Origin of the sequence: Collinsella sp. TF09-1AT (assembly GCF_003436895.1) — a bacterium.
In the GTDB taxonomy this organism is placed as follows: Bacteria; Actinomycetota; Coriobacteriia; order Coriobacteriales; family Coriobacteriaceae; genus Collinsella.
The window spans coordinates 1-4,166 of record NZ_QSRC01000014.1 but is presented as its reverse complement, the minus strand read 5'-3'; the positions used below and the strand labels follow the sequence as shown (position 1 = coordinate 4,166).

5 protein-coding genes are annotated in these 4,166 nt (G+C 57.7%); all 5 read right to left on the bottom strand.

Features of this window, described 5'->3' with window-relative positions:
* Window positions 1–307: 307 nt before the first annotated feature.
* Window positions 308–1,153 (bottom strand): sugar phosphate isomerase/epimerase, encoded by an 846-nt coding sequence (locus DXC90_RS09385; RefSeq protein ID WP_117735743.1) that lies wholly within the window; start codon window positions 1,151–1,153, stop codon window positions 308–310.
* Between the two features lie 111 nt (window positions 1,154–1,264).
* Window positions 1,265–2,089 carry a PTS system mannose/fructose/sorbose family transporter subunit IID gene (locus DXC90_RS09380; protein WP_369831513.1) on the bottom strand — a complete coding sequence of 275 codons (825 nt, stop codon included), beginning with the start codon at window positions 2,087–2,089 and terminating at the stop codon, window positions 1,265–1,267.
* Complete coding sequence (locus tag DXC90_RS09375; protein WP_117636066.1) at window positions 2,079–2,852, bottom strand: PTS sugar transporter subunit IIC; 774 nt, start codon at window positions 2,850–2,852, stop codon at window positions 2,079–2,081. Before DXC90_RS09375 ends, DXC90_RS09380 begins: the two co-directional genes overlap by 11 nt.
* Window positions 2,853–3,144: 292 nt before the next feature.
* Window positions 3,145–3,627: a PTS sugar transporter subunit IIB gene (locus tag DXC90_RS09370; protein WP_117636067.1), complete on the bottom strand. Its 483-nt coding sequence runs from the start codon at window positions 3,625–3,627 to the stop codon at window positions 3,145–3,147.
* Window positions 3,628–3,684: 57 nt separating this feature from the next.
* Complete coding sequence (locus DXC90_RS09365; RefSeq protein ID WP_117636068.1) at window positions 3,685–4,104, bottom strand: PTS sugar transporter subunit IIA; 420 nt, start codon at window positions 4,102–4,104, stop codon at window positions 3,685–3,687.
* Window positions 4,105–4,166 lie beyond the last annotated feature (62 nt).

The following is a 4,166-nucleotide window of genomic DNA, read 5'->3' as shown; positions in this document are numbered from 1 at the left end:
TGGTCGAAGTGCATGATCTCGATCTTCTCGGTCTCCTTCATGTGTGTCCTCCCATCACATGTGCGCGATTCTATACATCGCGCTTCTTGCTGATACCAATTATAGCCATACGATTGCTCATTATTTAATACCAATCTAAACTCACGAAGATTTACGGCGAACGGTTGGTTTCCTCGCCCGAGTGGTATTACAACGCCATTAGTTGTCTAATTCGAGCAGCACTGCAACGAACACTCCGCAACTCGCCACCTAAAACTACGTTGCGCCAAACCAGCCCTAGTGTTTCCGGCGCAACCGCGCAGTTCGGTTATTCGGCTTCCATCTCTGCTATCACACGACGATACATATCGATAACCTGAGTTGTCGCCTTAGACGGATCCTGATAGTAGCGGCCGTCACACGTCTCGGCCGAGGCATAGCCCGTATAGCCGTGGCGCATGAGTGCCTCGAGGTCGGCACGCATATCGCGCTCGCCGTCGCCCCAGGCAAGATGCGTCGTGCCGCCGCCGACATCCACAAAGTGGGTGTGGACGATCTTGTCGCCCAGGACCTCAAAGTAGCCGTCGATTGTGTCGCCGGCAACTTCCATGGCGCCAAAGTCGATACAAGCCTTCAGGTTGGGACGATCGACCGCCTCGAGGATGCGCGCGACGTCCTGCGCGGTGTTGACCAGCACGGACTCCGACGGCTGCAGCGCCTCGAGCGCAACGCGAATGCCGCGCGTATCGGCATAGTCGCATACCGAATGCAGCATGGCAACGCTGCGGGCCCAGGCGTCCTCAGCCGGCTCGTCCAGATAGGCCCAACCACTCGTCACCAGAATCTGCGGCGCACCCAGCTCAACGGCAACGTCAATGACATTCTTAAAGTACGAGAGTATGCGCTTTTGGCCCGCCTCACCACGCACCGCGACATTCCACGGCTTGGGGTTGTTCTGCTCGGGGCACACGCACACGATCTTGATGCCGTACTGGGCGGCAAGATCGCGAATCTTATCCACCGAATCGTGCTCGTGGCAATCCACATACAGGTGCATCGAGCCAGTCCACAGCTCGATATTGCGATAACCCGCCTCGCCTGCAGCCTTAAAGAACGTCTCGATGCTGTAGTAACGATGGTTGATGTTCATGAGCGAAAGCTCGGGTACGGCCATAGTCCTCCCCTTTCGTACGGGCTTTTAAAAAACAGGGGGCTGCCGCACATGCGACAAGCCCCCAAAGATCGACGCAACCGTTAGACGCGATGGAAGCGCGATTTAAACATATTAGGCAAGCACGCCAAAGAAGGCACCGATGATGCCGATGACCATGGTGCAGAGAATCAGGACCATCGGGTTGATCTTCTTGGAGAGCAGCCAGTAGTAAATCCAGAAGGCGGCCATGCCGAGCATGCCGGGCATGATGCCGTCCAGGATGTCCTGGAGGGTCTGGGCGGAGTCGCCCTGACCGATGGCGACGGGCAGCGAAGCCCAGAACATGTCCTTGCTCATGGCGCCGACCACCATGACGCCGACGATGCCGACGCAGGCCATGATCTTTTGCATCAGACCGGTCTTCTGAGCCTCGTTGAGGAAGCCAATGCCCAGTTCATAACCCTTGATAGCGCCAAAGATACGAATCAGGAACGCCGGGATGTTATAGATGAGCAGGAAGGCGATGGGGCCAAAGGCGTTGCCGGCCTGGCACAGGCTGATGCCCACGGCAGCGGCAACAACGCGCAGGGTGGACAGGAAGAAGGAGTCACCCAGACCGGAAAGCGGGCCCATGAGGGCGGCCTTGATGTCGTTGACGCTCTCGGGCTCAACCTCGCCGCGAGCGACCTTCTCTTCCATGGCCATCGCGATGCCGCCCACGAAGGGAGCGAGCTGCGGGGTGATGTTGAAGAATGCGCTGTGACGGTGCAGGGCCTCGGCGTAATCGTCGGGACGGCCGGCATAGATCTTCTTGAGCATGTTGGCGACCATCAGGCAGAAGGCAATGTTCATCTGCTTGTAGTAGGTCCAGGAGAACTCCATGCCCAGAGCGCCGGTACTCAGAGAGCTCTTAATGAGGTCGGAGCGAGTAATCTGGTTCTCGGAATTAGAAGTCATCGTCCTCATCCCCTTCCACAGAAAGCTGGGGCTGGGCGCCACCAAGGCCCAGCAGGTCGAACTTGTTGATGCCGATGATGATTGCGATCAGAGCGACACCGAGGACGGGCACGTTGGCATAGGAGCACATCAGGAAGCCCAGGAAGTAGAACGGCACGAGCTGCTTGGTAAGCACCAGACGACCGAGCATTGCGAAGCCCATGGCAGGCAGGATGTTGGCTGCGACGCCAAAGCCATCAAGGACAAACGTCGGGATGAAGTCGAGCAGACCCTGAACGGCGTCAGCGCCAAGATAGAAGGAGACGGAGCACAGGAAGAAGGCCAGGGCGACAATCACAAGACCGATAACCCAGTGCATAGCGTAAATACCCTTGAGGTTACCCTTGCTGGCAAAGACGTCGGCGCGGTCGACCAGAAGGGGCATACCGGCGTTGATGACGTTCTTGATGGCCAGGCACAGGGTGGCGATGGGCATCGCGAGCGCGATAGCGGCCTCAGTGCTCTGGCCCAGCTGAATAGCGAAGGCGCAGGCGAGCACGCCGCCAATCGTCTCATCAGGTGGCACGTAAGCGCCGATGGCAATAGAACCCATGAAGAGCAGCTCGAGGCTCGCGCCGATGGCGAGGCCGGACTGCAGGTCCCCGAGGACTATGCCGACGAGCGGGCACAGAACGATCGGGCGGAACGCATAGAGCGTACCGAGCTGATAATCGAGCTTACCGAAAGCAGCGATAAGTCCGATGAGGATCGCTTGAACAAGCATTGTTCCTCCTTTTGATCCCTCTTGGATCCGGTCGGCGATTCCCGACTTGTCAGCGCGCCCTTTTCCATGCCGACAATCGCCTAGGCAGATCCAGCTTGTACCGGCGTGCTGTTAACACCTAAACCGGTACAAATGATTTCATACCAATTATATAGTCATGCAGAAACTATTTAATACCAATCGCTCAACGGGCAGGTACTTCCGGTGAACGGTAGGTGGACTACCGGGTAAAGCGTTTATCCGCTACTCCACGGATAGGGCAGCACCATGCGTGCCGCCCCGTGGTCCCAAGTTACAGGACACTCATAGCGTCGACCTTGGGGTCATCGGCCAGAGCGCGAATCTCGACCTCGACACCACGACCGACGAGCTCGCGGATTTCCTCTTCCTCGGCGGCGGTCACAAAGACCTGACGCGAAACCTGGCGGGCGTCGGGACGCTGTTCGTCCTTGGACTTGGTGTTGCCCAGGTTAATCGAGGTAATCTGCGGGCAGCCGTCGGCAAGCTGCTTGGCCTCGGCGATGCTGGCGACGCAGATGATCATCTTGTACTTATCAGTGACACCAGAGTTAATTGCCTCGATGGCGTGTTCCATGTCCTTGATGACGAGCTTGGCGTTGGCCGGCTTGCCCATCTTGAGCGTGGTCTTCCAAACGGGATCGTTGGCAACCTTGTCGCCGACGCAGAAGATGCAGTCGGAGCCCAGGCCCTGGACCCAAGAGACGGCCACCTGGCCATGAAGCAGACGATGGTCGACGCGAAGCAGTTGAATCATGATTGACCCCCAAAGGTCTCATGCCGGAAACCCGGCCCCATTAATAGCAGGCGGAGACTAGAACTCTTCCTCGTCATCCGCATCGGTCAGCAGATCGTTGACAAACTTGACGCGCGTGTCGTCAGCCGCGATTATCTCGCGGATAACCTGATCGGCGGGAGCCTCCTGATCCGAGAACAGTAGCTGGATCAGCAGCGGCAGGTTCATGTTGGCGACAAGGTAGGTGTTGGGACGCGTCTGAACGATCTTGGTGAACTCGTTGTTGACGCTACCGCCAAACAGGTCGGTGCACACAATCACGTCATCGGCAGGGTCGATGGTCGCCAGCAGCTTTGCGGCCTCCTCGGCGACGTCGGTGCGACCGTCGACAAACATCGATAGATCGTGAACGTTATCGCGCGCGCCCGAGAGCAGCTCGGTGCTCTCTTTAATGCCGGTCGCAAAATGCGCGTGGCTGGCGAAGATGTATTGCCTCATTACAGTTTCCCCCAAATGGAATTAGTAGTCGAACTGGTGGTAGTAGCGGCGGTACTTGAGGT

Excerpts from the sequence above, each read along its gene's own strand:
- DXC90_RS09385 (WP_117735743.1), bottom strand. The coding sequence starts at position 1,153 with ATGGCCGTACCCGAGCTTTCGCTCATGAACATCAACCATCGTTACTAC.
- DXC90_RS09380 (WP_369831513.1), bottom strand. The coding sequence starts at position 2,089 with ATGACTTCTAATTCCGAGAACCAGATTACTCGCTCCGACCTCATTAAG.
- DXC90_RS09375 (WP_117636066.1), bottom strand. The coding sequence starts at position 2,852 with ATGCTTGTTCAAGCGATCCTCATCGGACTTATCGCTGCTTTCGGTAAG.
- DXC90_RS09370 (WP_117636067.1), bottom strand. The coding sequence starts at position 3,627 with ATGATTCAACTGCTTCGCGTCGACCATCGTCTGCTTCATGGCCAGGTG.
- DXC90_RS09365 (WP_117636068.1), bottom strand. The coding sequence starts at position 4,104 with ATGAGGCAATACATCTTCGCCAGCCACGCGCATTTTGCGACCGGCATT.